General features: G+C 67.7%; 35 protein-coding genes. 34 read left to right on the forward strand and 1 reads right to left on the reverse strand.

Translation table 11 applies throughout. The features are described from left to right. The first annotated feature begins 2 nt into the window (after nucleotides 1–2). The 34 genes from rplD to glmM all read left to right on the forward strand — a co-directional run bounded on the left by rplD (nucleotide 3) and on the right by glmM (nucleotide 21,799). Entirely contained in the window at nucleotides 3–653 is a 651-nt protein-coding gene (gene rplD, locus B4U46_RS21235; protein ID WP_042812330.1) for a 50S ribosomal protein L4, read from the forward strand. Beyond that, nucleotides 653–976, forward strand: coding sequence for a 50S ribosomal protein L23 (rplW, locus tag B4U46_RS21240; protein ID WP_007265901.1), 324 nt, complete (start codon nucleotides 653–655; stop codon nucleotides 974–976). The genes rplD and rplW overlap by 1 nt, the downstream gene beginning before the upstream one ends. Nucleotides 977–1,015: 39 nt before the next feature. Beyond that, nucleotides 1,016–1,852 (forward strand): 50S ribosomal protein L2, encoded by an 837-nt coding sequence (rplB, locus tag B4U46_RS21245; RefSeq protein WP_007265902.1) that lies wholly within the window; start codon nucleotides 1,016–1,018, stop codon nucleotides 1,850–1,852. Nucleotides 1,853–1,864: 12 nt separating this feature from the next. Beyond that, nucleotides 1,865–2,146, forward strand: a complete 282-nt coding sequence (rpsS, locus tag B4U46_RS21250; RefSeq protein ID WP_007265903.1) for a 30S ribosomal protein S19 — start codon at nucleotides 1,865–1,867, stop codon at nucleotides 2,144–2,146. Nucleotides 2,147–2,189: 43 nt separating this feature from the next. After that, nucleotides 2,190–2,537, forward strand: coding sequence for a 50S ribosomal protein L22 (gene rplV / locus B4U46_RS21255; RefSeq protein WP_007265904.1), 348 nt, complete (start codon nucleotides 2,190–2,192; stop codon nucleotides 2,535–2,537). Further along, on the forward strand, nucleotides 2,537–3,376 hold the full coding sequence (rpsC, locus tag B4U46_RS21260; protein WP_007265905.1) for a 30S ribosomal protein S3: 840 nt from the start codon (nucleotides 2,537–2,539) through the stop codon (nucleotides 3,374–3,376). Before rplV ends, rpsC begins: the two co-directional genes overlap by 1 nt. A gap of 5 nt (nucleotides 3,377–3,381) precedes the next feature. After that, complete coding sequence (rplP, locus tag B4U46_RS21265) at nucleotides 3,382–3,801, forward strand: 50S ribosomal protein L16 (protein ID WP_007265906.1); 420 nt, start codon at nucleotides 3,382–3,384, stop codon at nucleotides 3,799–3,801. Further along, entirely contained in the window at nucleotides 3,801–4,025 is a 225-nt protein-coding gene (gene rpmC, locus B4U46_RS21270) for a 50S ribosomal protein L29 (protein ID WP_079429299.1), read from the forward strand. The genes rplP and rpmC overlap by 1 nt, the downstream gene beginning before the upstream one ends. Further along, nucleotides 4,025–4,306: a 30S ribosomal protein S17 gene (gene rpsQ, locus B4U46_RS21275; RefSeq protein ID WP_079429300.1), complete on the forward strand. Its 282-nt coding sequence runs from the start codon at nucleotides 4,025–4,027 to the stop codon at nucleotides 4,304–4,306. Before rpmC ends, rpsQ begins: the two co-directional genes overlap by 1 nt. A gap of 119 nt (nucleotides 4,307–4,425) precedes the next feature. Continuing rightward, nucleotides 4,426–4,794, forward strand: coding sequence for a 50S ribosomal protein L14 (rplN, locus tag B4U46_RS21280; RefSeq protein WP_003956455.1), 369 nt, complete (start codon nucleotides 4,426–4,428; stop codon nucleotides 4,792–4,794). Between the two features lie 2 nt (nucleotides 4,795–4,796). After that, nucleotides 4,797–5,108, forward strand: coding sequence for a 50S ribosomal protein L24 (gene rplX / locus B4U46_RS21285; protein ID WP_079429301.1), 312 nt, complete (start codon nucleotides 4,797–4,799; stop codon nucleotides 5,106–5,108). After that, complete coding sequence (gene rplE, locus B4U46_RS21290) at nucleotides 5,108–5,659, forward strand: 50S ribosomal protein L5 (protein ID WP_042812334.1); 552 nt, start codon at nucleotides 5,108–5,110, stop codon at nucleotides 5,657–5,659. The genes rplX and rplE overlap by 1 nt, the downstream gene beginning before the upstream one ends. A 5-nt stretch (nucleotides 5,660–5,664) precedes the next feature. Next, complete coding sequence (locus B4U46_RS21295) at nucleotides 5,665–5,850, forward strand: type Z 30S ribosomal protein S14 (RefSeq protein WP_003956452.1); 186 nt, start codon at nucleotides 5,665–5,667, stop codon at nucleotides 5,848–5,850. Between the two features lie 219 nt (nucleotides 5,851–6,069). After that, nucleotides 6,070–6,468, forward strand: a complete 399-nt coding sequence (gene rpsH, locus B4U46_RS21305; protein ID WP_079429302.1) for a 30S ribosomal protein S8 — start codon at nucleotides 6,070–6,072, stop codon at nucleotides 6,466–6,468. Nucleotides 6,469–6,488: 20 nt separating this feature from the next. Continuing rightward, the gene (rplF, locus tag B4U46_RS21310; RefSeq protein WP_042812337.1) at nucleotides 6,489–7,028 is read left to right on the forward strand and encodes a 50S ribosomal protein L6; all 540 of its coding nucleotides are present in this window, start codon (nucleotides 6,489–6,491) and stop codon (nucleotides 7,026–7,028) included. A 4-nt stretch (nucleotides 7,029–7,032) separates the two neighbouring features. Further along, the gene (gene rplR / locus B4U46_RS21315) at nucleotides 7,033–7,416 is read left to right on the forward strand and encodes a 50S ribosomal protein L18 (RefSeq protein ID WP_079429303.1); all 384 of its coding nucleotides are present in this window, start codon (nucleotides 7,033–7,035) and stop codon (nucleotides 7,414–7,416) included. Nucleotides 7,417–7,461: 45 nt separating this feature from the next. Further along, nucleotides 7,462–8,064, forward strand: a complete 603-nt coding sequence (gene rpsE / locus B4U46_RS21320) for a 30S ribosomal protein S5 (RefSeq protein ID WP_007265914.1) — start codon at nucleotides 7,462–7,464, stop codon at nucleotides 8,062–8,064. Next, a complete protein-coding gene (rpmD, locus tag B4U46_RS21325) occupies nucleotides 8,064–8,246 on the forward strand; it encodes a 50S ribosomal protein L30 (RefSeq protein ID WP_005313525.1) in 183 nt (60 codons plus the stop codon). Before rpsE ends, rpmD begins: the two co-directional genes overlap by 1 nt. Before the next feature lie 2 nt (nucleotides 8,247–8,248). Then, nucleotides 8,249–8,704, forward strand: a complete 456-nt coding sequence (rplO, locus tag B4U46_RS21330; RefSeq protein ID WP_079429304.1) for a 50S ribosomal protein L15 — start codon at nucleotides 8,249–8,251, stop codon at nucleotides 8,702–8,704. Nucleotides 8,705–8,891: 187 nt separating this feature from the next. Next, a complete protein-coding gene (secY, locus tag B4U46_RS21335) occupies nucleotides 8,892–10,205 on the forward strand; it encodes a preprotein translocase subunit SecY (RefSeq protein ID WP_079429305.1) in 1,314 nt (437 codons plus the stop codon). Then, nucleotides 10,205–10,852 carry an adenylate kinase gene (locus B4U46_RS21340; RefSeq protein ID WP_079429306.1) on the forward strand — a complete coding sequence of 216 codons (648 nt, stop codon included), beginning with the start codon at nucleotides 10,205–10,207 and terminating at the stop codon, nucleotides 10,850–10,852. Before secY ends, B4U46_RS21340 begins: the two co-directional genes overlap by 1 nt. A 100-nt stretch (nucleotides 10,853–10,952) precedes the next feature. After that, nucleotides 10,953–11,804 (forward strand): type I methionyl aminopeptidase, encoded by an 852-nt coding sequence (gene map, locus B4U46_RS21345; protein ID WP_079429307.1) that lies wholly within the window; start codon nucleotides 10,953–10,955, stop codon nucleotides 11,802–11,804. A gap of 139 nt (nucleotides 11,805–11,943) precedes the next feature. Next, nucleotides 11,944–12,165, forward strand: coding sequence for a translation initiation factor IF-1 (infA, locus tag B4U46_RS21350; protein ID WP_003956442.1), 222 nt, complete (start codon nucleotides 11,944–11,946; stop codon nucleotides 12,163–12,165). A 62-nt stretch (nucleotides 12,166–12,227) separates the two neighbouring features. After that, on the forward strand, nucleotides 12,228–12,341 hold the full coding sequence (gene rpmJ, locus B4U46_RS21355; RefSeq protein WP_003956441.1) for a 50S ribosomal protein L36: 114 nt from the start codon (nucleotides 12,228–12,230) through the stop codon (nucleotides 12,339–12,341). Nucleotides 12,342–12,539: 198 nt separating this feature from the next. Then, entirely contained in the window at nucleotides 12,540–12,920 is a 381-nt protein-coding gene (rpsM, locus tag B4U46_RS21360; protein ID WP_079429308.1) for a 30S ribosomal protein S13, read from the forward strand. Nucleotides 12,921–12,974: 54 nt separating this feature from the next. Beyond that, nucleotides 12,975–13,379, forward strand: coding sequence for a 30S ribosomal protein S11 (rpsK, locus tag B4U46_RS21365; RefSeq protein WP_003956432.1), 405 nt, complete (start codon nucleotides 12,975–12,977; stop codon nucleotides 13,377–13,379). 147 nt (nucleotides 13,380–13,526) lie between these two features. Continuing rightward, nucleotides 13,527–14,549, forward strand: coding sequence for a DNA-directed RNA polymerase subunit alpha (locus tag B4U46_RS21370; protein WP_045945292.1), 1,023 nt, complete (start codon nucleotides 13,527–13,529; stop codon nucleotides 14,547–14,549). 84 nt (nucleotides 14,550–14,633) lie between these two features. Continuing rightward, a complete protein-coding gene (gene rplQ / locus B4U46_RS21375) occupies nucleotides 14,634–15,110 on the forward strand; it encodes a 50S ribosomal protein L17 (RefSeq protein WP_042812344.1) in 477 nt (158 codons plus the stop codon). Between the two features lie 102 nt (nucleotides 15,111–15,212). Next, on the forward strand, nucleotides 15,213–16,064 hold the full coding sequence (gene truA / locus B4U46_RS21380) for a tRNA pseudouridine(38-40) synthase TruA (protein ID WP_079429309.1): 852 nt from the start codon (nucleotides 15,213–15,215) through the stop codon (nucleotides 16,062–16,064). A 42-nt stretch (nucleotides 16,065–16,106) separates the two neighbouring features. After that, nucleotides 16,107–17,726 (forward strand): ATP-binding cassette domain-containing protein, encoded by a 1,620-nt coding sequence (locus B4U46_RS21385; protein ID WP_079429310.1) that lies wholly within the window; start codon nucleotides 16,107–16,109, stop codon nucleotides 17,724–17,726. Between the two features lie 66 nt (nucleotides 17,727–17,792). Beyond that, nucleotides 17,793–19,067, forward strand: a complete 1,275-nt coding sequence (locus tag B4U46_RS21390; RefSeq protein ID WP_079429311.1) for a glycosyltransferase family 87 protein — start codon at nucleotides 17,793–17,795, stop codon at nucleotides 19,065–19,067. Between the two features lie 236 nt (nucleotides 19,068–19,303). After that, the gene (rplM, locus tag B4U46_RS21395) at nucleotides 19,304–19,747 is read left to right on the forward strand and encodes a 50S ribosomal protein L13 (RefSeq protein ID WP_079429312.1); all 444 of its coding nucleotides are present in this window, start codon (nucleotides 19,304–19,306) and stop codon (nucleotides 19,745–19,747) included. A gap of 41 nt (nucleotides 19,748–19,788) precedes the next feature. Beyond that, nucleotides 19,789–20,304: a 30S ribosomal protein S9 gene (gene rpsI, locus B4U46_RS21400; RefSeq protein WP_045945298.1), complete on the forward strand. Its 516-nt coding sequence runs from the start codon at nucleotides 19,789–19,791 to the stop codon at nucleotides 20,302–20,304. A 136-nt stretch (nucleotides 20,305–20,440) separates the two neighbouring features. After that, nucleotides 20,441–21,799: a phosphoglucosamine mutase gene (glmM, locus tag B4U46_RS21405; protein ID WP_079429313.1), complete on the forward strand. Its 1,359-nt coding sequence runs from the start codon at nucleotides 20,441–20,443 to the stop codon at nucleotides 21,797–21,799. Nucleotides 21,800–21,866: 67 nt separating this feature from the next. Here glmM and coaA read toward each other — a convergent pair whose 3' ends face one another. Continuing rightward, nucleotides 21,867–22,889, reverse strand: a complete 1,023-nt coding sequence (gene coaA / locus B4U46_RS21410) for a type I pantothenate kinase (RefSeq protein ID WP_079431903.1) — start codon at nucleotides 22,887–22,889, stop codon at nucleotides 21,867–21,869. Nucleotides 22,890–23,104: the final 215 nt, after the last annotated feature.

Here is a 23,104-nt window from a genome sequence, read left to right on the forward strand (position 1 = left end):
TAATGAGCACCATTGACATCCTTTCGCCGGCAGGCGACAAGGCCGGTACCGTCGAGCTCCCCGCGGAGATCTTCGACGCGAAGACCAGCGTTCCGCTGATCCACCAGGTCGTCGTCGCCCAGCTGGCTGCTGCCCGTCAGGGCACGCACAAGACCAAGACCCGTGGCGAAGTCCGTGGTGGTGGCAAGAAGCCGTACCGCCAGAAGGGCACCGGCCGCGCCCGTCAGGGTTCGACCCGCGCTCCGCAGTTCGCCGGCGGTGGCGTCGTCCACGGCCCCGTGCCGCGTGACTACTCGCAGCGCACCCCGAAGAAGATGAAGGCCGCCGCCCTCCGCGGTGCCCTCTCGGACCGCGCGCGTCACTCCCGCATCCACGTCGTCACCGGCGTGGTCGAGGGTGCCGCCTCCACCAAGGCCGCGAAGACGCTGTTCGGCAAGATCTCGGAGCGCAAGAACCTGCTCCTGGTCGCCGAGCGCTCTGACGAGCTGGCGTGGCTGTCCGCCCGCAACCTGCCCCAGGTTCACATCCTGGAGCCGGGCCAGCTGAACACGTACGACGTGATCGTCTCTGACGACGTGGTCTTCACCCAGGCCGCGCTCGAGTCCTTCGTGTCTGGCCCCAAGGCCGATGAGACCGAAGGGAACGAGGCCTGATGTCTGAGGCGACCGTTACCAGCAAGACCTTCACCGACCCGCGCGACCTGCTGATCAAGCCGGTCGTCTCGGAGAAGAGCTACGCGCTGCTGGACGAGAACAAGTACACGTTCATCGTCGCGCCCGGCGCCAACAAGACCCAGATCAAGCAGGCCGTCGAGGCGGTCTTCTCGGTCAAGGTCACCGGGGTCAACACGATCAACCGTCAGGGTAAGCGCAAGCGCACCAAGACCGGTTTCGGCAAGCGCGCCAACACCAAGCGCGCCATCGTGACCCTTGCCGAGGGCAACCGTATCGACATCTTCGGCGGCCAGGCCTCCTAACGGAGGTCTAGTCGTCCGGAATCGGACGAGGACTGAGAAATGGGTATCCGCAAGTACAAGCCGACGACCCCGGGCCGTCGTGGCTCCAGCGTCGCCGACTTTGTCGAGATCACGCGGTCCACGCCGGAGAAGTCGCTGGTCCGCCCCCTGCACAGCAAGGGCGGCCGTAACAACACCGGTCGTGTGACCGTTCGCCACCAGGGCGGTGGCCACAAGCGCGCCTACCGCGTGATCGACTTCCGTCGTCACGACAAGGACGGCGTGCCGGCCAAGGTCGCGCACATCGAGTACGACCCCAACCGCACCGCGCGCATCGCGCTGCTGCACTACGCCGACGGCGAGAAGCGCTACATCATCGCGCCGCGCGGTCTGCAGCAGGGTGACCGGATCGAGAACGGCCCCACGGCCGACATCAAGCCGGGCAACAACCTCGCGCTCCGCAACATCCCGGTCGGTACCACGATCCACGCGATCGAGCTCCGCCCCGGTGGCGGCGCCAAGTTCGCGCGTTCGGCTGGTGCCTCCGTGCAGCTGCTCGCGAAGGAGGGCGTGATGGCCCACCTCCGCATGCCGTCCGGTGAGATCCGTCTCGTCGACGCGCGCTGCCGCGCCACCGTCGGCGAGGTCGGCAACGCCGAGCAGTCGAACATCAACTGGGGCAAGGCCGGCCGCATGCGCTGGAAGGGCGTCCGCCCGACCGTCCGCGGTGTCGCGATGAACCCGGTTGACCACCCGCACGGTGGTGGTGAGGGCAAGACCAGTGGTGGTCGCCACCCGGTCTCCCCGTGGGGTCAGAAGGAGGGTCGTACTCGCTCGCCGAAGAAGGCTTCGAGCAAGTACATCGTCCGCCGCCGCAAGACGAACAAGAAGCGCTAGGAGCGGGTTTAGATGCCGCGCAGTCTCAAGAAGGGGCCCTTCGTCGACGACCACCTCGTAAAGAAGGTGGACGCCCAGAACGAAGCCGGCACCAAGAACGTCATCAAGACCTGGTCCCGTCGCTCGATGATCATCCCCAGCATGCTGGGTCACACGATCGCGGTGCACAACGGCAAGACCCACGTCCCGGTGTTCGTCACCGAGTCGATGGTCGGCCACAAGCTCGGCGAGTTCTCGCCGACTCGCACCTTCCGCGGCCACGTCAAGGACGACCGGAAGTCGAAGCGCCGCTAATCGCGGGGTGGTTACGACTATGACTAACACCGAAGGGACAACCATGGAAGCCAGGGCCCAGGCGCGGTACATCCGCGTCACGCCCATGAAGGCCCGCCGCGTGGTGGACCTCATCCGTGGCATGGATGCCACGGAGGCTCAGGCGGTCCTGCGTTTCGCCCCGCAGGCCGCGAGCGTGCCGGTCGGCAAGGTGCTTGACAGCGCCATCGCCAACGCCGCGCACAACTACAACCACCCGGACGCCTCCACGCTGGTCATCAGCGAGGCGTACGTGGACGAGGGCCCGACCCTGAAGCGGTTCCGTCCGCGTGCCCAGGGCCGTGCCTACCGGATCCGCAAGCGGACCAGCCACATCACCGTGGTCGTCAGCAGCAAGGAAGGTTCCCGGTAATGGGCCAGAAGGTAAACCCGCACGGGTTCCGACTCGGCATCACCACGGACTTCAAGTCCCGCTGGTACGCCGACAAGCTGTACAAGGACTACGTCAAGGAAGACGTCGCCATCCGTCGGATGATGACGTCCGGCATGGAGCGCGCCGGCATCTCGAAGGTTGAGATCGAGCGCACCCGTGACCGCGTGCGTGTGGACATCCACACCGCTCGTCCCGGCATCGTCATCGGCCGCCGCGGCGCCGAGGCCGACCGCATCCGCGGTGACCTCGAGAAGCTCACGGGCAAGCAGGTCCAGCTGAACATCCTCGAGGTCAAGAACCCCGAGCTCGACGCTCAGCTGGTTGCTCAGGCCGTCGCCGAGCAGCTCTCCTCCCGCGTCTCCTTCCGTCGTGCCATGCGCAAGAGCATGCAGGGCACCATGAAGGCCGGCGCCAAGGGCATCAAGATCCAGTGTGGTGGCCGTCTCGGCGGCGCCGAGATGTCCCGCTCCGAGTTCTACCGCGAGGGTCGTGTGCCGCTGCACACGCTGCGCGCGAACGTGGACTACGGCTTCTTCGAGGCCAAGACCACCTTCGGCCGTATCGGCGTGAAGGTCTGGATCTACAAGGGCGACGTCAAGAACATCGCCGAGGTTCGCGCCGAGAACGCTGCGGCCCGTGCGGGTAACCGCCCGGCCCGTGGTGCCGGCGCTGGCGACCGTCCCGCCGGCCGTGGTGGCCGTGGTGGCGAGCGCGGCGGCCGTGGTGGCCGCAAGCCGCAGCAGGCTGCTGGTGCCGAGGCCCCCAAGGCCGACGCCCCCGCCGCCGCTCCGGCCGAGAGCACCGGAACGGAGGCCTGACCGACATGCTGATCCCTCGTAGGGTCAAGCACCGCAAGCAGCACCACCCGAAGCGCAGCGGTATGGCCAAGGGCGGTACTGAGGTCTCGTTCGGCGAGTACGGCATCCAGGCGCTCACCCCCGCCTACGTGACGAACCGCCAGATCGAGGCGGCTCGTATCGCGATGACCCGCCACATCAAGCGTGGCGGCAAGGTCTGGATCAACATCTACCCGGACCGTCCGCTGACGAAGAAGCCCGCCGAGACCCGCATGGGTTCCGGTAAGGGTTCCCCGGAGTGGTGGATCGCGAACGTGCACCCGGGCCGGGTCATGTTCGAGCTGTCCTACCCGAACGAAAAGATTGCGCGTGAGGCTCTGACTCGTGCGGCCCACAAGCTGCCGATGAAGTGCCGCATCGTCAAGCGCGAGGCAGGTGAGTCGTGATGGCGACGGGAACCAAGGCGTCCGAGCTCCGCGAGCTCGGCAACGAGGAGCTCGTTGCCAAGCTGCGCGAGGCCAAGGAGGAGCTGTTCAAGCTCCGTTTCCAGGCGGCCACCGGTCAGCTGGAGAACAACGGCCGGCTCAAGTCCGTCCGTAAGGACATCGCTCGCATCTACACCCTGATGCACGAGCGTGAGCTCGGTATCGAGACGGTGGAGAGCGCCTGATGAGCGAGAAGAACGTGACTGAGAAGACCGAGCGCGGCTTCCGCAAGACCCGTGAGGGTCTGGTCGTCAGCGACAAGATGGACAAGACCGTCGTCGTCGCCGTCGAGGACCGCGTCAAGCACGCGCTGTACGGCAAGGTCATCCGCCGTACGAACAAGCTCAAGGCTCACGACGAGCAGAACGCTGCCGGTGTCGGCGACCGCGTCCTCATCATGGAGACGCGTCCGCTGTCGGCGAGCAAGCGCTGGCGCATCGTCGAGATCCTCGAGAAGGCCAAGTAATTACCTGAGGCCCTGAACAAAAAGTTCAGGGGCCCCTCGGGTCAGTTCCGCCAGGCTCGGCCGGGGTCTCCCTTCGCGGGGGCCCCGGCCGGGAACCGGCAGACAAACAGGAGATAGACGTGATCCAGCAGGAGTCGCGACTGCGTGTCGCCGACAACACTGGTGCCAAGGAGATCCTTTGCATCCGTGTTCTCGGTGGCTCGGGTCGCCGCTACGCGGGCATCGGTGACGTCATCGTCGCCACCGTCAAGGACGCGATCCCCGGTGGCAACGTGAAGAAGGGTGACGTCGTCAAGGCGGTCATCGTTCGCACCGTCAAGGAGCGCCGCCGCCAGGACGGCTCGTACATCCGCTTCGACGAGAACGCCGCCGTCATTCTGAAGAACGACGGCGACCCTCGCGGCACCCGTATCTTCGGCCCCGTGGGCCGTGAGCTGCGCGAGAAGAAGTTCATGAAGATCATCTCGCTCGCGCCGGAGGTGCTGTAAGCATGAAGATCAAGAAGGGCGACCTGGTCCAGGTCATCACCGGTAAGGACAAGGGCAAGCAGGGCAAGGTCATCGCGGCCATGCCCAGCGAGAACCGCGTCCTGGTCGAGGGTGTCAACCGGGTCAAGAAGCACACCAAGGCCGGGCAGAACCAGGCCGGCGGCATCGTGATCACCGAGGCCCCCGTCCACGTTTCCAACGTCCAGCTGGTCGTGGAGAAGGACGGCAAGAAGGTCGTCACCCGCGTCGGTTACCGCTTCGACGACGAGGGCAACAAGATCCGTGTTGCCAAGCGCACGGGTGAGGACATCTGATGGCTACCACTCCGCGTCTGAAGACGAAGTACCGCGAGGAGATCGCGGGCAAGATGCGTGAAGAGTTCTCCTACGAGAACGTCATGCAGATTCCCGGCCTCGTCAAGATCGTCGTGAACATGGGTGTCGGCGACGCCGCCCGTGACTCGAAGCTGATCGACGGCGCCATCCGCGACCTCACCACGATCACCGGTCAGAAGCCGGCCGTCACCAAGGCCCGCAAGTCCATCGCGCAGTTCAAGCTGCGTGAGGGCCAGCCGATCGGTGCGCACGTCACCCTCCGTGGCGACCGCATGTGGGAGTTCCTGGACCGCACCCTGTCGCTCGCGCTGCCGCGCATCCGCGACTTCCGCGGCCTGTCGCCGAAGCAGTTCGACGGCCGTGGCAACTACACCTTCGGTCTCACGGAGCAGGTCATGTTCCACGAGATCGACCAGGACAAGATCGACCGCGTCCGGGGTATGGACATCACCGTGGTGACCACGGCGACCAACGACGCTGAGGGCCGCGCGCTCCTCCGTCACCTCGGCTTCCCGTTCAAGGAGGCGTAAGCGAGATGGCGAAGAAGGCTCTCATCGCGAAGGCTGCCCGCAAGCCCAAGTTCGGTGTGCGTGCGTACACCCGCTGCCAGCGCTGCGGTCGCCCCCACTCCGTGTACCGCAAGTTCGGCCTGTGCCGCGTGTGCCTTCGTGAGATGGCTCACCGTGGCGAGCTGCCGGGCGTGACCAAGAGCTCCTGGTAAATCCCTTCACCCTTTGGGTGTTGAGGTTTCCAGAAGCTCTCGGTAAGCATCTGGGCCGGCGGAGGCCCCTCCCCCATGCCGTAGGCTAGTGGGGTTGGGCGTCCGCCGCCCGTCGACTTACTACGCCGTAGGTCCCCGCGCCGCACCCGTCCCGCCCCTGTGTGGGGAGAGGGATGGCGCATACAGGAAACCCCGGCGAGAGAGGCCGAAGGCCGATTCATGACCATGACTGACCCGATCGCAGACATGCTGACTCGTCTGCGTAACGCAAACTCGGCGTACCACGACCAGGTCGTGATGCCGCACAGCAAGATCAAGTCGCACATCGCGGAAATCCTCAAGCAGGAGGGTTTCATCACCGGCTGGAAGGTCGAGGACGCCGAGGTTGGTAAGAACCTCGTCCTCGAGCTGAAGTTCGGTCCGAACCGCGAGCGCTCGATCGCCGGCATCAAGCGGATCTCGAAGCCGGGTCTGCGCGTGTACGCGAAGTCCACCAACCTGCCGAAGGTCCTCGGCGGCCTGGGCGTGGCGATCATCTCCACGTCCCACGGTCTCCTGACCGGCCAGCAGGCGCAGAAGAAGGGCGTGGGTGGGGAAGTCCTCGCCTACGTCTGGTAGTCGGGAACGGAGGAAAAGCTATGTCTCGTATCGGCAAGCTCCCCATCCCGGTTCCCGCCGGCGTGGACGTCACCATCGATGGCCGCACGGTCACCGTCAAGGGCTCCAAGGGCTCCCTGACGCACACCGTCGCCGCCCCCATCGAGATCGTTAAGGGCGAGGACGGCGTTCTGAACGTCACCCGTCCGAACGACGAGCGTCAGAACAAGGCCCTCCACGGCCTGTCCCGCACGCTGGTGGCCAACATGATCACCGGTGTGACCACGGGATACACCAAGGCGCTCGAGATCAGCGGTGTCGGTTACCGCGTTGCCGCGAAGGGCTCCGACCTGGAGTTCCAGCTCGGCTACAGCCACCCGATCCTGGTGGAGGCGCCCGAGGGCATCTCCTTCAAGGTCGAGTCTCCGACCAAGTTCTCGGTCGAGGGCATCGACAAGCAGAAGGTCGGCGAGGTCGCGGCGAACATCCGCAAGCTGCGGAAGCCCGACCCGTACAAGGCCAAGGGCGTCAAGTACGCCGGCGAGGTCATCCGCCGCAAGGTCGGAAAGGCTGGTAAGTAAAGCCATGGCATACGGTGTGAAGATCGCCAAGGGCGACGCTTACAAGCGCGCTGCGAAGGCGCGCCGCCACATCCGCATCCGCAAGAACATGTCGGGTACGGCGGAGCGTCCGCGCCTCGTCGTGACGCGTTCGAACCGCGGTATCACCGCTCAGGTGATCGACGACCTCAAGGGTCACACCCTGGCGTCGGCGTCCCACCTGGACGCGTCGGTCCGTGGCAGCGAGGGCGACAAGTCCGCGCAGGCCAAGCAGGTCGGCGCCCTGGTCGCCGAGCGCGCCAAGGCCGCTGGTGTCGAGGCCGTCGTGTTCGACCGTGGTGGCAACAGGTACGCCGGGCGCATTGCCGCTCTGGCTGACGCCGCCCGCGAAGCCGGGCTGAAGTTCTAAGCCCCGGTTCCGGGACTAACGGACGTAACAGAGAGAGGTAATCCAATGGCTGGACCCCAGCGCCGCGGCAGCGGTGCCGGTGGCGGCGAGCGGCGGGACCGGAAGGGTCGCGACGGTGGCGCTGCCGCCGAGAAGACCGCTTACGTTGAGCGCGTTGTCGCGATCAACCGCGTCGCCAAGGTTGTCAAGGGTGGTCGTCGCTTCAGCTTCACCGCGCTCGTCGTGGTGGGTGACGGTGACGGCACCGTAGGTGTCGGTTACGGCAAGGCCAAGGAAGTTCCCGCGGCCATCGCCAAGGGCGTCGAGGAAGCCAAGAAGAACTTCTTCAAGGTTCCCCGCATCCAGGGCACCATCCCGCACCCGATCCAGGGCGAGAAGGCGGCCGGCGTTGTCCTGCTGAAGCCTGCTTCCCCCGGTACCGGTGTTATCGCCGGTGGCCCGGTGCGCGCCGTTCTGGAGTGCGCCGGCGTTCACGACATCCTGTCGAAGTCGCTCGGCTCCGACAACGCGATCAACATCGTGCACGCGACCGTGGAGGCCCTCAAGGGCCTGCAGCGTCCCGAGGAGATCGCGGCTCGCCGTGGTCTGCCGCTCGAGGACGTCGCTCCCGCGGCTCTGCTCCGTGCGCGTGCAGGGGCGGGTGTCTGATGGCCCGCCTCAAGATCACGCAGACGAAGTCGTACATCGGCAGCAAGCAGAACCACCGCGACACCCTGCGTTCGCTCGGGCTCAAGCGCCTGAACGACGTGGTCGTCAAGGAGGACCGCCCCGAGTTCCGCGGAATGGTGCACACCGTCCGCCACCTCGTGACGGTTGAGGAGGTTGACTAATCATGGCTGAGAACAGCCCGCTGAAGGCCCACAACCTCCGTCCCGCCCCCGGTGCCAAGACCGCGAAGACCCGTGTGGGTCGCGGTGAGGCGTCGAAGGGTAAGACGGCTGGTCGTGGTACGAAGGGTACGAAGGCCCGCTACCAGGTTCCGCAGCGCTTCGAGGGCGGGCAGATGCCCCTCCACATGCGCCTGCCGAAGCTGAAGGGCTTCAAGAACCCGTTCCGCACCGAGTTCCAGGTTGTCAACCTGGACAAGCTCGGTGCCCTCTACCCCGAGGGCGGAGAGGTCACGGTGGCCGACCTGGTCGCCAAGGGCGCGGTTCGCAAGAACAGCCTCGTCAAGGTCCTGGGCCAGGGCGAGATCTCCGTGGCGCTGACGGTTGCGGTTGACGCCGTCTCCGCCTCCGCCAAGGAGAAGATTGCCGCCGCCGGCGGCACCGTCACCGAGCTCGTCTAAGACGAACTTTGTGACAAATAGCGAGTAAAACCCGACCGGGGATGCCTCACATATGGGGCATCCCCGGTTGGTCGTTCCACGGGGGGCGCAGTCGCCGGTAAGGTGGCCTGCACCTTTGCTTGTACGTATTCGTCGATCCTCAGACCGTCACCTCTGACGCAGTAGCGCGGGGGTCGCAGGAGGCACCGTGCTCACCGCGTTCGCCCGGGCGTTCAAGACGCCCGACCTGCGCAAGAAGCTGCTCTTCACGCTCGGCATCATCGTGCTGTATCGGCTCGGGTCCCACATCCCGGTACCCGGCGTGAGCTACAAGAACGTTCAGATCTGTGTGGACCAGATGGGGAGCAGCAACAGCCTCTTCGGTCTGGTCAACATGTTCAGCGGCGGTGCGCTGCTGCAGATCACGATCTTCGCGCTCGGCATCATGCCGTACATCACCGCGAGCATCATCCTGCAGCTGCTGACCGTGGTCATTCCGAAGCTGGAGAACCTCAAGAAAGAGGGACAGGCCGGCACCTCGAAGATCACTCAGTACACGCGCTATCTGACGGTCGCGCTCGCGATCCTCCAGGGCACCGGCCTGGTCGCCACCGCGCGCACCGGCGCCCTGTTCGGGAGCTGCCCGGTCGCTCGCGAGATCGTCCCGGACCGCTCGATCTTCACCACCATCACCATGGTGGTCACCATGACCGCCGGTACCTGCATCGTCATGTGGCTCGGTGAGCTGATCACCGACCGCGGCATCGGCAACGGCATGTCGATCCTGATGTTCATCTCGATCGCGGCCGGCTTCGTCTCCGCCCTGTGGACGATCAAGCTCCAGGGCAAGATCGCTGGTGGCTGGGTCGAGTTCGCGGTCGTCATCCTGGTCGGCCTCGCGATGGTGGCCCTGGTGGTCTTCGTCGAGCAGGCCCAGCGCAGGATCCCCGTCCAGTACGCGAAGCGCATGATCGGCCGCCGTGCCTACGGGGGCACGTCCACCTACATCCCGCTCAAGGTGAACCAGGCCGGTGTCATCCCGGTCATCTTCGCCTCGTCGCTGCTGTACATCCCGGCCTTGATCGTGCAGTTCAGCGGTTCGACCGCGGGCTGGGCGACCTGGATCCAGAAGCACTTCGTCAAGGGCGACCACCCGTACTACATCGCCGCCTACTTCCTCCTGATCGTCTTCTTCGCGTTCTTCTACGTGGCGATCTCGTTCAACCCCGAGGAAGTTGCCGACAACATGAAGAAGTATGGTGGGTTCATCCCGGGCATCCGCGCCGGCCGGCCTACCGCTGAGTACCTGAGCTACGTACTCAACCGGATCACCTGGCCGGGGTCGCTGTACCTGGGTCTCATCGCTCTAGTGCCGACAATGGCGTTGGCCGGCTTCGGAGCGAACCAGAACTTCCCGTTCGGCGGGACGAGCATCCTGATCATCGTGGGTGTGGGTCTGGAAACCGTGAAGCAGATCGAGAGCCAGCTCCAGCAGCGCAACTACGAAGGGTTCCTCCGCTGATGCGAATCGTCCTCGTCGGACCCCCCGGGGCGGGCAAGGGAACGCAGGCCGCGTTCCTCGCCAAGAACCTGTCGATCCCGCACATCTCCACGGGCGACCTCTTCCGCGCCAACATCAGCCAGGGCACTGAGCTGGGTGTCCGCGCCAAGGCGTTCATGGACCGCGGTGAGCTCGTTCCCGACGAGATCACCATCGGCATGGCCAAGGACCGCATGGAGCAGCCGGACGCCGCGGGCGGTTTCCTGCTCGACGGCTTCCCGCGCAACGTGGCCCAGGCCGAGGCGCTCGACGCGATGCTGTCCGGGGCGGGCATGAAGCTCGACGCCGTCCTCGACCTGGAGGTCGACGGGGCCGAGGTCGTCAAGCGCATCGCCGGCCGGCGGATCTGCCGCCAGGACTCCGCGCACGTGTTCCACGTGATCTACGCGGCTCCGAAGACCGAGGGCGTCTGCGACCAGTGCGGCGGCGAGCTGTACCAGCGCGACGACGACTCCGAGGCCACGGTCCGCAACCGGCTGGACGTCTACCACACGCAGACCGAGCCGATCATCGACTACTACAAGGCCCAGGGTCTGCTGGTGACCATCTCCGCCCTCGGCGAGGTGCACGAGATCACCAAGCGGGCGATGGACGCCCTGAAGAAGTAGTCACTCCTGTACGTGACCGACAGTACGGCCGCGATGTCCTCCGGGCATCGCGGCCGTACTGTTGGGAAGACCCCGTTTTTCGAAGGTGGAAGGCCGTTTCATGGTTCAGCTGAAGACCCCCGAGCAGATCGCGAAGATGCGCGAGGCAGGGCTGGTCGTCGCCGCGATCCACGCGGCGACCCGTGAGGCGGCGGTGCCGGGCGCCACGACGCGGGACCTGGACATGGTGGCCCGCAAGGTCATCGCGGACGCCGGGGCGAAGTCGAACTTCCTCGGCTACGGCGGCTTCCCCGCGACCATCTGCACCTCGGTGAACGAGGTCGTCGTCCACGGCATCCCGGACGACAAGACGGTCCTCAAGGACGGCGACATCATCTCCATCGACGCCGGCGCCATCGTGGACGGCTGGCACGGGGACGCGGCCTACACGGCCTTCGTGGGCACCGGTCACGCTCCGGAGCTGGTCGAGCTGTCCCGGGTGACCGAGGAGTCCATGTGGGCCGGTATCGCGGCCATGAAGACGGGCAACCGCCTCGTGGACATCTCGAAGGCGATCGAGGGTTACATCAAGCGCCAGCCCCGCCCGTCGACCGGCGAGCACAGCCTCGGCAAGTTCGGGATCATCGAGGACTACGGCGGCCACGGCATCGGCACCGAGATGCACATGGACCCCCACCTGCTGAACTACGTCTCGCGCAAGCGGGGCAAGGGCGTCAAGCTGGTCCCCGGCCTCTGCCTGGCGATCGAGCCGATGGTGTCCCTGGGCACCGCCCAGACGGAGGTACTGGCCGACGACTGGACGGTCATCACCACGGACGGCACCTGGTCCTCGCACTGGGAGCACTCCGTCGCCCTCACGGAGGCCGGCCCCATCGTCCTGACCAGCCCGGACTGCGGCAAGGCGAAGCTCGCGGAGTACGGCGTCACCACGGCGCCGGACCCCCTCGGGTAGCCGCCGGTTAATGATCTAGACTCTGGGGCAAACTTTCCGGATTCGTCTTTCTGGGTGCCCTGACGTAGACTGACTCGTCGGCTTGCGTGCATTTACATGTCCGTGGGCCGATCAAGGTAGCCGATTCGAAAGGCGAAGCGTGGCCAAGAAGCAAGGTGCCATCGAGATCGAGGGCACCGTGATCGAGTCCCTCCCGAACGCCATGTTCAAGGTGGAACTCCAGAACGGTCACAAGGTCCTCGCGCACATCAGCGGGAAGATGCGTATGCACTACATCCGCATCCTTCCCGATGACCGGGTCGTTGTGGAGCTGTCTCCTTACGACCTGACGCGTGGCCGGATCGTCTACCGATACAAGTAGATCTTGCCCCCGCACCCCGCTCCGGCGCGGGTGGTGGCACTGACCCGGAGAACCTCACCCACATGAAGGTCAAGCCGAGCGTCAAGAAGATCTGCGACAAGTGCAAGGTGATCCGCCGTCACGGCCGGGTCATGGTCATCTGCGACAACCTGCGCCACAAGCAGCGCCAGGGCTGACGCACGCCGACCGACCTGCCTTACGCAGTTCTTCGCGCGACGTAACAAAACGTACATACGCAGAACCCGCCCAGCCCTGCGAGGGGCCGGCGGTACCTCCGGCGGGGGCCGGGGACCCGGACGTACCACCACCCATCCCGGTGGTCGGCGGTCGGGATCGGTTCTGCGGAAGACCCCCGAACACACAGGAGCCATTGCATGGCACGCGTTTCCGGTGTCGACATCCCGCGCGAAAAGCGCGTGGAGATCGCACTCACCTACGTCTTCGGTATCGGGCGCACCCGGTCCAAGGAGATCCTCGCCGCTACCGGCGTGAACCCGAACACCCGCGTTCGTGACCTGGCCGAAGAGGACCTCGTCAAGATCCGCGAGTACGTGGACGCCAACCTCCGTACCGAGGGTGACCTCCGCCGCGAGATCCAGGGCGACATCCGCCGCAAGATCGAGATCCAGTGCTACCAGGGCATCCGCCACCGTCGTGGCCTGCCGGTGCACGGTCAGCGCACCAGCACGAACGCACGTACCCGCAAGGGCCCGCGTCGCGCGATCGCCGGCAAGAAGAAGCCGGGCAAGAAGTAGTCCTGTTCAGCGGTCTTGCGCTGTAGGACCGACCACCTCCCGTAGGAGTAAGAGATGCCCCCCAAGGGTCGTCAGGGCGCTGCCAAGAAGGTGCGCCGCAAGGAAAAGAAGAACGTCGCTCACGGGCACGCCCACATCAAGAGCACGTTCAACAACACGATCGTCTCGATCACGGACCCGTCCGGCAACGTGATCTCCTGGGCCTCCGCCGGCCACGTCGGCTTCAAGGGCTCGCGCAAGTCCACCCCCTTCGCCGCGCAGATGGCCGCCGAGTCGGCCGCCCGCCGCGCGCAGGAGCACGGCATGCGCAAGGTCGACGTCTTCGTCAAGGGTCCCGGCTCCGGCCGTGAGACCGCGATCCGCTCCCTCCAGGCCACCGGCCTCGAGGTGGGTTCGATCCAGGACGTCACCCCCACCCCGCACAACGGCTGCCGCCCGCCGAAGCGCCGCCGCGTCTGACGCAGCGGACGCACCTGTGCGTTCTTGAGTGTCCGGGCGGTGCGCCCCCTGCGGGGGACGTACCGCCCGTACCCTTGTAAGTCCGCGGCCCCCGGGCCGCACCCGTCGGGCGTCAAATAGTGGGCGTCCACGACTGAAGGAACAGACATGCTTATCGCTCAGCGTCCTTCGCTGACCGAAGAGGTCGTCGACGAGTACCGCTCGCGGTTCGTGATCGAGCCGCTGGAGCCGGGCTTCGGCTACACCCTCGGCAACTCCCTGCGCCGTACCCTCCTGTCCTCCATCCCGGGTGCCGCTGTCACCAGCATCCGCGTGGACGGCGTCCTGCACGAGTTCACCACCGTGCCGGGCGTCAAGGAAGACGTCACGGACATCATCCTCAACATCAAGCAGCTGGTCGTCTCCTCGGAGCACGACGAGCCGGTCGTGATGTACCTGCGCAAGCAGGGTCCCGGCCTGGTCACCGCTGCCGACATCGCGCCCCCGGCCGGTGTCGAGGTGCACAACCCGGACCTGGTCCTCGCCACGCTCAACGGCAAGGGCAAGCTGGAGATGGAGCTGACCGTCGAGCGCGGTCGCGGCTACGTCTCCGCCGTCCAGAACAAGCAGGCGGGCCAGGAGATCGGCCGTATCCCGGTCGACTCGATCTACTCGCCGGTCCTGAAGGTCACCTACAAGGTCGAGGCGACCCGAGTCGAGCAGCGCACCGACTTCGACAAGCTGATCGTCGACGTCGAGACCAAGCAGGCCATGCGCCCGCGCGACGCCATGGCGTCCGCCGGCAAGACCCTGGTCGAGCTGTTCGGTCTGGCCCGCGAGCTCAACATCGACGCCGAGGGCATCGACATGGGCCCGTCCCCGACGGACGCCGCCCTGGCCGCCGACCTGGCGCTGCCGATCGAGGAGCTGGAGCTCACCGTTCGGTCGTACAACTGCCTCAAGCGCGAGGGCATCCACTCCGTGGGTGAGCTCGTCGCCCGCTCCGAGGCCGACCTGCTCGACATCCGCAACTTCGGTGCGAAGTCGATCGACGAGGTCAAGGCGAAGCTCGCCGGCATGGGCCTGGCCCTCAAGGACAGCCCGCCCGGATTCGACCCGACCGCCGCCGCCGACGCCTTCGGCGCCGACGACGACGCGGACGCCGGTTTCGTCGAGACCGAGCAGTACTAAGAGAAAACTTTCCCGGGGCGTCCGCCCCGGGGGAACTGACACCGGTACCTGACACGGCCGGTGCAGATATGAAGGAGTAACACCATGCCGCGTCCCGCTAAGGGTGCCCGTCTGGGCGGCTCCGCCGCGCACGAGAAGCACCTTCTCGCGAACCTCGCGAAGGCGCTCTTCGAGCACGGCCGCATCACCACCACCGAGGCCAAGGCCCGCCGCCTGCGTCCCTACGCCGAGCGTCTGGTCACCAAGGCCAAGAAGGGCGACATCCACAACCGTCGCCTGGTGCTGCAGACGATCACGGACAAGAGCATCGTGCACACGCTGTTCACCGAGATCGCCCCGCGCTACGAGAACCGCCCCGGTGGTTACACGCGCATCACCAAGATCGGCAACCGTCGTGGCGACAACGCCCCGATGGCCGTGATCGAGCTGGTCGAGGCCCTCACGGTCGCCCAGCAGGCCACCGGCGAGGCCGAGGCCGCCACCAAGCGTGCGGTCAAGGAGGCCGAGGCCAAGTCCGAGGCTGCCGAGACCGAGGCTGTCGAGGAGACCAAGGAGGCCTGATCCCGCTTCGGGATCGAGCTTGCTTGATCGGCTCTGAACGGGCCCGCCCCTTCCCGGGGCGGGCCCGTTCTGCATTTCTGTGCGTCTGAGAGGATCTGTCACGTGAGTGACGAGGTGGAGCCCGGGCACGTCCGGGTACGGCTGGACCTGTCCTACGACGGCAAGGACTTCTCCGGCTGGGCGAAGCAGCGCACGCTGCGGACCGTCCAGGGCGAGCTGGAGTCGGCCCTGAAGACCGTGATGCGGCTGCCCGAGCCGGTCGAGCTGACCGTCGCCGGGCGCACCGACGCCGGCGTGCACGCCCGCGGGCAGGTCGCGCAGTTCGACATCGCCGACGAGGTGTGGGCCGAGCACCGCGCCTTGCTGCTGCGCCGCCTCGCCGGCCGGCTGCCGCACGACATCCGGGTGTGGAAGGTCGCCGAGGCCCCCCAGGGGTTCAACGCCCGGTTCTCCGCGATCTGGCGCCGCTACGCGTACCGCGTCGGCGACCACCAGGGCGGGGTCGACCCGCTGCGCCGCGGGCACGTGCTGTGGCACCAGTGGCCGCTGGACGTGGACGCCATGAACGAGGCCTCCCGCGCGCTGCTCGGCGAGCACGACTTCGCCGCCTACTGCAAGAAGCGCGAGGGCGCCACGACCATCCGCACCCTCCAGGAGCTGAGCTGGGTGCGGGGCGAGGACGGGATCGTCACCGCGACCGTCCGGGCCGACGCCTTCTGCCACAACATGGTCCGCTCCCTGGTCGGCGCCCTGCTGCACGTCGGCGACGGCCACCGGCCCGTCGAGTGGCCCGGGCAGGTCCTGGCCGCGGCGGTACGGGATTCCTCCGTGCACGTGGTCAAGCCGCACGGGCTGACCCTGGAGGAGGTCGGCTACCCCGCCGACGAGCTGCTGGCCGCCCGCAGCAAGGAGGCGCGGAACATGCGCACCCTGCCGGGCAAGGGCTGCTGCTAGACGGTTTGGGCCCGGCCCCGCCGGACCTGGAGAATGCCCGGCATGGGACATCTCGAAGCCAGCCATCTGGAGTACTACCTGCCCGACGGACGGGTACTGCTCCCCGACGTCTCCTTCCGCGTGGGGGAGGGGGCGGTGGTGGCCCTCGTGGGGGCCAACGGCGCCGGCAAGACCACCCTGCTGAAGCTGATCTCCGGTGAGCTCCAGCCGCACGGCGGCGGGGTCACGATCAGCGGCGGCCTCGGTGTGATGTCCCAGTTCGTGGGCTCGGTGCGGGACGAGTCGACCGTACGGGACCTGCTGGTCTCGGTGTCCCAGCCGCGGATCCGGGACGCGGCGAAGGCCGTGGACCGGGCCGAGGAGCTGATCCTCACCGTGGACGACGAGGCCGCGCAGATGGCCTACGCCCAGGCGCTCAGCGACTGGGCCGACGTCCAGGGCTACGAGGCGGAGACGCTCTGGGACGTCTGCACGATGGCCGCGCTGGCCATCCCGTACGACCAGGCCCAGTTCCGGCAGGTGCGCACGCTCTCCGGCGGCGAGCAGAAGCGGCTCGTCCTGGAGGCGCTGCTGCGCGGCCCGGACGAGGTGCTGCTGCTGGACGAGCCGGACAACTACCTCGACGTCCCGGGCAAGCGGTGGCTGGAGGAGCAGCTGCGGGCCACCCGCAAGACGGTCCTGTTCGTCTCCCACGACCGGGAGCTGCTGACCCAGGCCGCAGAGAAGATCATCAGCCTGGAGGCGAGCCCGATGGGCTCCGACGTCTGGGTGCACGGCGCGGGCTTCGGCACGTACCACGAGGCACGCAAGGAGCGCTTCGCCCGCTTCGAGGAGCTCAAGCGGCGCTGGGACGAGGAGCATGCCCGGCTGAAGGCCCTGGTGCTGCGGCTGCGCAACCAGGCGGCGAGCAGCCCCGACATGGCCTCCCGCTACCGGGCGATGCAGACCCGCTTCCAGAAGTTCGAGGAGGCCGGCCCGCCGCCGGAGCCGCCGCGGGAGCAGGACATCACGATGCGGCTCAAGGGCGGCCGGACGGGCGTGCGCGCGCTGACCGTGGAGAACCTGGAGCTGACCGGGCTGATGAAGCCGTTCTCGCTGGAGGTCTTCTACGGGGAGCGCGTCGCGGTCCTCGGCTCGAACGGTTCCGGCAAGTCGCACTTCCTGCGGCTGCTGGCGGGTGAGGACGTCAAGCACACGGGTGACTGGAAGCTGGGCGCACGGGTGGTTCCCGGCCATTTCGCGCAGACCCACGCCCACCCGGAACTGTTCGGCCGCACGCTCGTCGACATCCTGTGGACGGAGGCGGCCAAGCCGCTGGGCCAGGCGATGGGGGCGCTGCGCCGCTACGAGCTGGACCGGCAGGCGGAGCAGCCGTTCGAGCGGCTGTCGGGCGGCCAGCAGGCGCGGTTCCAGATCCTGCTGCTGGAGCTGGCGGGGACCACGGCGCTGCTGCTGGACGAGCCCACCGACAACCTCGACCTGGAGTCGGCGGAGGCCCTGCAGGACGGTCTGGAGTCGTACGAGGGCACCGTGCTGTGCGTGACGCACGACCGTTGGTTCGCGCGCACGTTTGACCGTTACTTGGTCTTCGGTTCAGACGGTGTTGTCCGGGAGACTCAGGAGCCCGTCTGGGACGAACGTAGGGTCGAGCGCAAGCGCTAGGGGACGGACCTCCCCCGCGCGGGTCGAGGGGGAGGCGTGGTGGGGTTGCGGCCTAGCATCTGGCTCATGCGCATCTGGCTGACGCGGAGTGGCCGGCCGGTCACGGGGGACCGGCTGGTCGTCTGGCTGCTCCGACCGGCGCCGCGGTCCTGGCGGGCGGTGGCACTGGTGGTGCTGCTGGCCGTCTCGGTGTCGACGAGCCTGCGGGAGAACTGGGGCTCGGACAACGCGTTCGTGGTCAAGGCCGCGGACGCCCTGCTGGCGGGGGTCTCCCCGTACGAGGACCGGCGCTTCCTGTACCCGCCGAGTGCGGTGCTCATGGCGGTGCCGGAGGCGCTGGTGCCCACGGGGGTGCTGCGCTGGCTGCTTCCGGCGGGGATCTCGGGGCTGGTCGGCGTCGGCTGGTGGGCGGCGCTGCGGCTGTTCTCCGTACCGCTGTGCTCGCGGTTCGCGGTCGGCGGGCTGGGGCTGCTGGGGCTGGTGTACAAGCCGTACCTGAACCTGGTGCTGATCGGGAACTGGACGGCGGTCTCCGCGGCCGCCCTGCCGGTGGCGCTGCTGCTGGCGCACCGCAGGTCGTGGGCGGCGGCGGGGCTGGTGGTGGGTCTGGCGATCGCCTGCAAGCCGATGCTGGTGCCGGCCGGGCTGGTCTTCGTGCTGGCCCGGCGGTGGCGGGGGCTGGCGGTGGCGGTGGCGGTGCCGCTGGGGCTGTCGGTGGCGGGGGCGCTGCTGATGCCGAGCCCGACGCTGTTCTTCACCAAGACGCTGCCGTTCCTGTTCCAGGGGCAGGACGCGTACGCGCTGCCCTGGGACGCCTCGCCGATCGCGGTGCTGCCGCGGCTGGGGGTGCCGCAGCCGGTGGCGGTGGCGGTGGCCTTCGCGGGGGCCGGCGCCGGGCTGTGGGGTGCCTGGCGGCGGTGGCGGCGGCCCGGCTCCGCCGAGCCGGACGGGGGAGAGCTGCGGCTGGCGGAAACGGCCTGCATGGTGATGCTCGCCGCATTCCTGGTGTCCCGTCCCTCCTTCGACCACTACCTCCTGGTGGTGCTGCCGCTGCTGCTGGCCTCGGGGGTGCGGCCGGGCTCGATGCCCCGCTCGCCCTGGTTCTGGCTGGCCCTGACCCCTCAGCTGGCGCTGGTTCCGTGGCCGTCGGAGCTGGCCCACAAGCGGCGTGCGTTCAAGGACGCGGCGACCCTGTGCGGGCTCGCGTGTCTGCTGGCGCGTCGTGCCACCCGTTCCGTTCGGGTTATCCTGGAGCCCGTAACAACTGCGGGGTCCCCACCCAGGACCGAACCGGAGTGCGCCGCGACGTCAGCAGCATCGGCATCGCGGACCGCGTTTTGACCCATACGGGTCTGCTTGGGTATCCTGCTGGTTTGTTATGCGTATGGGCTTTCTCATTCTCACGTGAAAGGGCCTTACGCCGGTCCACCGGACCGATGACCAGCGGTTTTCACTCGGGTGCGTCCCCGATGTGAACGAGGGCTGTCGTGATCGTCCGTGGTGACCCTGTCAGGACCCTTCCCGCGGGGCTCGTGCCCTATGGGATGACCCACCACTGAAGAAGCGAAGGCATACGCGTGCGTACGTTCAGCCCCAAGCCCGGCGACATCTCGCGCCAGTGGCTCGTCATCGACGCCCAGGACGTTGTCCTCGGCCGTCTGGCGACCCAGGCCGCTGCCCTCCTGAAGGGCAAGCACAAGCCGACTTACGCCCCCCACATGGACATGGGCGACTTCGTCATCGTCATCAACGCCGACAAGGTTCACCTGTCCGGCAACAAGGCCTCCCAGAAGATGGCCTACCGCCACTCCGGTTTCCCGGGCGGTCTGCGCTCCGTGCGCTACGACGACCTGCTGGCGAACAACCCGGAGAAGGCCGTCGAGAAGGCCGTCAAGGGCATGCTCCCCAAGAACTCCCTGGGCCGTCAGATGCTCTCGAAGCTGAAGGTCTACTCGGGCGACCAGCACCCGCACGCTGCCCAGCAGCCGGTGCCGTTCGAGATCACCCAGGTCGCGCAGTAGTTCCGGCCACCCCCTAAACACAGAGAATTCTGAGGAGCATCGTGGCCGAGACCACCGCCGAGACCCCCGTCGACGAGTTCGAGGGCGTCGAGGAGTACACCACCGAGTCGGACGTCGTCGTCGAGGGCGACTACACCTCCGAGTCCCTTGCCGGTCGCTTCGGTGACCCCCAGCCGGCCGCCGGCCTGGGCCGTCGCAAGAACGCCATCGCCCGCGTCCGGATCGTTCCGGGCACCGGCAAGTGGAAGATCAACGGTCGCACCCTTGAGGACTACTTCCCCAACAAGGTGCACCAGCAGGAAGTCAACGAGCCCTTCAAGCTCCTCGAGCTTGACGGCCGCTACGACGTCATCGCCCGCATCTCGGGTGGCGGCGTCTCCGGTCAGGCCGGCGCCCTGCGCCTCGGCGTGGCCCGCGCGCTGAACGAGGCGGACGTGGACAACAACCGCCCGGCGCTGAAGAAGGCCGGCTTCCTCTCCCGCGACGACCGTGCGGTCGAGCGCAAGAAGGCCGGTCTCAAGAAGGCCCGTAAGGCTCCGCAGTACAGCAAGCGTTAATCTGCGCCTGCTGTTCAGCAACGAAACCGCCCCGGCAGCACTCTCTGTGCTGCCGGGGCGGTTCGTTTACCGCCAAAAACGGCAAACACCTGTCACTAGCGGGCACCAAGCGAAGCGTGAACTCGGGAGGACAACAGTGGGACGACTCTTCGGGACGGACGGTGTGCGAGGCGTCGCCAACGCGGATCTGACGGCTGAGCTCGCGCTCGGCCTCTCCGTGGCGGCCGCACACGTACTGGCCGAGGCGGGCACCTTCGCGGGCCACCGCCCCACGGCGGTGGTCGGCCGCGATCCCCGCGCCTCGGGCGAGTTCCTGGAGGCCGCGGTCGTCGCCGGCCTCGCCAGCGCCGGCGTGGACGTCCTGCGCGTCGGTGTGCTGCCCACCCCGGCGGTGGCGTATCTCACCGGTGCGCTGGGCGCCGACCTCGGCGTGATGCTCTCCGCGAGCCACAACGCCATGCCCGACAACGGCATCAAGTTCTTCGCGCGCGGCGGCCACAAGCTCGCCGACGAGCTGGAGGACAAGATCGAGGCCGTCTACGAGGAGCACCGCACCGGCGCCCCCTGGGCCCGGCCCACCGGCGCCGGCGTCGGCCGGGTCTCGGACTACGACGAGGGCTTCGACAAGTACGTCGCCCACCTGATCGGCGTCCTGCCCAACCGCCTCGACGGCCTGAAGATCGTCCTGGACGAGGCCCACGGAGCGGCCGCCCGCGTCTCCCCCGAGGCCTTCACCCGGGCCGGCGCCGAGATCGTCACCATCGGTGCCGAGCCCGACGGCCTGAACATCAACGACGGCTGCGGCTCCACCCACCTCGACCTGCTCAAGAGCGCCGTCGTCGAGCACGGGGCGGCCCTGGGCATCGCCCACGACGGGGACGCCGACCGCTGCCTCGCGGTGGACGCCGACGGCAACGAGATCGACGGCGACCAGATCCTCGCCGTGCTCGCCCTCGCCATGCGCGAGGCCGGACAGCTGCGCGAGAACACCGTCGTCGCCACCGTCATGTCGAACCTGGGCTTCAAGCTGGCCATGGAGGCCGAGGGCGTCCAGCTCGTCCAGACCGCCGTCGGCGACCGGTACGTCCTGGAGTCGATGAAGGAGCACGGCTACGCCCTGGGTGGCGAGCAGTCCGGCCACGTGATCATCCTCGACCACGCCACCACCGGCGACGGCACCCTCACCGGCCTCATGCTGGCCGCCCGGGTCGCCGCCACCGGCCGCTCCCTGGCCGACCTCGCCGGGGTCATGACCCGGCTCCCGCAGGTCCTGATCAACGTCAAGGACGTCGACAAGTCCCGCGTCTCCACCTCCGCCGAGCTGGCCAGCGCGGTCACCGAGGCCGAGCGCGAGCTCGGTTCCACCGGACGGGTGCTGCTGCGCCCCTCGGGCACCGAGCCGCTCGTACGGGTGATGGTGGAGGCCGCCGACATCGAGCAGGCCCGCGCGGTCGCCGGGCGGCTCGCCGACGTGGTGAAGTCGGCGCTGGGCTAGGCCTGCGGCTGGACCTGCGTCCGCGACGGCCGCTGCGGGGGTGCCCCGCAGCGGCCGTCGCGGGCTTTCAGAGCTTGCGCAGGCTCAGCTTCGTGACCTTGTGGTCGGGGCCCTTGCGGACGACGAGGGTGGCGCGGCCGCGCGTGGGGGCCACGTTCTCCAGCAGGTTGGGCTTGTTGATGGTCCGCCACATCGTCTTCGCGTAGTCCAGGGCCTCCTCCTCCGAGACCTGGGTGTACTTGCGGAAGTAGGAGAACGGGTTCTGGAACGCGGTCTCGCGCAGCTTCCGGAAGCGGTTGAGGTACCAGCGCTCGATGTCCTCGGGGCGGGCGTCCACGTACACGCTGAAGTCGAAGTAGTCGGCGAGGCCGACCCGGGTCCGGCCGTCCTTGCCGGGGAGGGCCGGCTGGAGGACGTTCAGGCCCTCGACGATGAGGATGTCCGGGCGGCGCACGACGAGCCGCTCGTCCGGGACGATGTCGTAGATCAGGTGCGAGTAGACCGGGGCGGTGACCTCGTCCTTGCCGGCCTTGATGTCGGCGACGAACTTGGTGAGCGCGCGGCGGTCGTAGGACTCGGGGAAGCCCTTGCGGGAGGTCAGGCCGCGGCGCTGGAGCTCCTTCATCGGGTAGAGGAACCCGTCCGTGGTGACCCGTTCGACGCGCGGGTGCTCGGGCCAGCGGGCCAGCAGGGCCTGGAGCAGACGGGCCACCGTGGACTTGCCGACGGCGACCGAGCCGGCCACCCCTATGACGAACGGGGTCCCCTGCTGGGCGCCGTGGCCGTTGCCGCCGGCGTCGCCGAGGAAGGTGTTCAGGGTGCCGCGCAGGTTGCTGGTGGCGCCGACGTAGAGGTTGAGCAGGCGCGAGAGCGGCAGGTAGACGTCCCGGACCTCGTCGAGGTCGATGACGTCTCCGAGGCCGCGCAGTCGCTCGACCTCCTCCGCCGTCAGCGGCAGGGGGGTGCGCTCGCGCAGGGCGCTCCACTCGGCCCGCGTGAGGTCGACGTAGGGCGAGGGCTCGGGCACCCGGCGGGGACCGGGACGCTCCGTTGCGTGCTCCGGAGTACAGCGCGTCGGCGATGTGATCACACCGCCCATTGTCGGGGCTCGGGGCCCCTCGTGGGTGGTGGGGTCGGTCACGTGGCGGTGCCGGGCGGCGGGAAGGCCAGGTGGGGCGGTGGAGCGCGACCGGGTCTCGATCGGAAGCCCGTCCTGTCTCGTGCCGATCACGATTTCCCGGTGTGACCAGGAAGATCCCGCGGATGTGCCCTTAACACCGGTCACGTGATCGAGCAAGTCGTACA

This window comes from Streptomyces katrae (assembly GCF_002028425.1).
Lineage (GTDB): Bacteria > Actinomycetota > Actinomycetes > Streptomycetales > Streptomycetaceae > Streptomyces > Streptomyces katrae_A.